We start from the raw sequence: 2,936 nt of genomic DNA on the forward strand, positions 1-2,936 counted from the left end.
ACATCGGCTGAAGCGCAGACCGCACCATCACCTCGCCCACCGGCGTCAAGCATCAACCGATACCGCAGCCGGAGAGAAGCGCCACAAAAGAGCAGTTCAGAGGCCATACAGCTCAACCGGATGAGAACTTTCTCCACGGTTTCAAGGCCGCCCGCCTACGGCGGCCGGCGCGCGTCCGGGCGGTCTGCTGGCCGCGCTGCGGCTCTCCGGCCGGTCGCGGCCAGCACCGCCCGCGCGCCAGCAACGCAGCTATGGGTAGTTGATGCCGTCGCTGTCAAAGAGATCCTCGATCAGGGCTTTGTTGGTGGCCACGGAGAGTTTGGCGTCGATGCCGCCCTGCGTGAGGTCGAGCGCCCGCAGGCTATTGTCGACTCTGATGACCGCCAGACATCGTCGAACCCAATCGGGGTGATCCTGCGCGTATTTGGCCAGCGCCGTCCATTTGGCCGAGGTGTCGCCGAGGTCCTGCCGGTGCGGATCGACGATGTCCAGCACATAGTTCTCGTCGCCGTCTTCATGCCAGAACAGGAAATCCGGGTGCATGAGTAGGTTCTTGTCGCCGAACTTGTATGGCACGGCGAGCGCATGGCGCCCAGAGGACGGGTTGCGGTACCAGCCGACTAGGGTCTCAGCGGCCAGTTCTGCGTCGAGCACTTCTTTCTCCCACGATGATCGGGAGGTATCGACCGGGAACCCGCCCGCGTTGGGCTTGTCGTCACCGATGACGTACAGGTGATGCGCATACGTTGGGATCGGCTCAGTCTTGTCTTTGACGATCCTCTCTGTCGCCACCGGGTAGACCGCGCGGGCTTGGACGGTGGTCGGGTGCATCGGAGAGGTACCGAGATAGAAGAGTGGTTCGATCAGATCACGCACGTAGCGCGGTTTGACGGAGACCTTGGCCTGGTGTTCTTTGCGCCAGGCACCAATCAACTCAGCTGCCTGCTCCTCTATGAGGCTCTTGAAGCCGAGTCCGGCCATCGCGGCTACCCGGGCTGCAGCGTCGATCTCGTCGTAGTCGCGATCACACAGGTCGTTGTAGTACCAGGCCGCTGATCCGTCGGGAAGCAGCCGTACCGCGCGGTTGTAGTAGGCGTCCAGATCACGTTCGGACGTTGGCGCCTCGTTGATTCCGGTGGTCAGCATGATCGCTGCGTCGTAGTTGACCACGGTAGTGTTCACCGTCAAGGCGAGAATGTCGCCCACCCTGGCATCGATCTCGTCCTTGCGCTGGCCGTCAGCCGCTTTCATCTGGTCAACGATCCAAGCTCGCGCCCTAGCCGATGCACCTTTGACCAGATCGTGTTCGTTGAGTGCGGCGGCCAGACGCATCAGTTGCGCTGTTCGTGTGGGGAAGGTGGCCTTCGGCCGCATGTACGACGGCAGCGTGTCGAGCAAGTCGAACAGCCTCGCTGGGACTGTGGTCGACCGGCCGCAAACCTCAGGTGTGATCATCACCTCTACCTGAACCGTCTCATCTTCGGTTAGTGCATTGACAACACGGACGACGTGTTCAGTACGAAACCCCGGCAGGTAGGCCACCACTTCGTTGAGCCGGTCGTCGCCAGAGTCGACGCGCTTGGCCAGAGGGGTGCGGACCAGCCGGCCGATCAGCTGAGCGATCTCGGTGTAGGAGTCCTTGCCTTGGAACGAGACTAGGACCTCCGCACGAGGACAGTCCCAACCGGTGGTCAGAGCGGACTTGAACAGAACTACGCGGGCCTGATCGTCGCCGGAGATCGCCTCAGGAGGCAAGTAGCGGACGGTCTTATCCCCGACCTTCAGTGGTCCATGCGGGTCGCCGAATGCATGGGCCACGGAGTAGTCACTCAGCTCCGGCCACGCCGACTCCAGGACAGCGAGGATCTCGGCCAGCCGTATTTCGGTCACTTTCGGCTCGACCTGTACCACAAGCAGCGGCTCCACCAGCCGGTCGCCGGTGTTGTCGTGATGCGTGCGCCAGGATTGACTGGCGGCTTTGAGGTCGTTAACGGCCATGGCGAGCATCGTGTTGTCCGCCGACTGGGCTTCGGCGATGTTACGCAGCAGAATGCGATCTTTGAGCAGGCCTGATTCGCGCACGTCGCTGGGCGGAATGTTGACCGGTCGCATCGTGCGGTTCGCCGCTTCCATCGCGGCGTGGAAACGATCCGGTGTCGCCGAGATACCCAGCACAACCGGCGCTGCTGGCTGGATGGTTCCGATGTTGGTCGGGCCTCCGTTGACGATGGTGCCCGCGATCGTCTTGCGCTCGGTCTTGGTCGTGCCCGAGCCTCGGTGCGCCTCGTCCCAGATGACAACGAAGTCTTGGCCACGTTGTTTGACGGTGTTCGCGATCATGTCCCAGGCGCCAAAAGTCCGCTTGTCGTTCTTGGACCCGTCAAGTCGCGTGGCGTGCAACGTGGAGTTCTTCTGCAGCGCCTGGATATGGACGAAGTAGATGTAGCCGGATTCCAGCGTGGGTTCGTCGGTGTCGCTGAGAAACCGGATCCGGTTCACGTCGATCTCGCCGCCGGAGGCCTGAAGGATCTTGTTGATCGTCTGTGCGTTCAGAGACCGGTCGTCGGTCAACCACAGCACCGTCAGGTCTGGATTGGGCTCACGCGTCGGCGTGCCCAGGTACAACCCCTCCAGAACGGCGGTGGCGACCACCGTCTTACCTGCCCCGGTCGGGGCGGTGAGGCCAACGGCGGTTATTTCGCCATCGTCGGCGTACCCCGCGCGAGCCTTGGCGAGGTTTGTCAGGACAGCCTCGGCTGCTTTGGTTTGGTAGTCCTCCAGCGTGAAATTCACCGAGCACCACCCGGGATGTTGATCGTGTAGTTCGACAGGTAGTCCTCGTACAAGCGAACCGTCTTGATCCCAGTCGGGAGTCGCTCGACGGCCGTCTGATACTCCGTCGGCGAATCTGTGATGATGAACAACACCTGCGGCGG

General features: G+C 62.1%; 1 protein-coding gene. It reads right to left on the reverse strand.

Annotated features, from left to right (window positions below):
• Positions 1-249 precede the first annotated feature (249 nt).
• Positions 250-2,793 carry a DEAD/DEAH box helicase gene (locus tag AB0I38_RS40220; RefSeq protein WP_358496128.1) on the reverse strand — a complete coding sequence of 848 codons (2,544 nt, stop codon included), beginning with the start codon at positions 2,791-2,793 and terminating at the stop codon, positions 250-252.
• Between the last annotated feature and the right edge of the window lie 143 nt (positions 2,794-2,936).

The organism is Nonomuraea cavernae (assembly GCF_040655715.1).
Lineage (GTDB): Bacteria > Actinomycetota > Actinomycetes > Streptosporangiales > Streptosporangiaceae > Nonomuraea > Nonomuraea cavernae_A.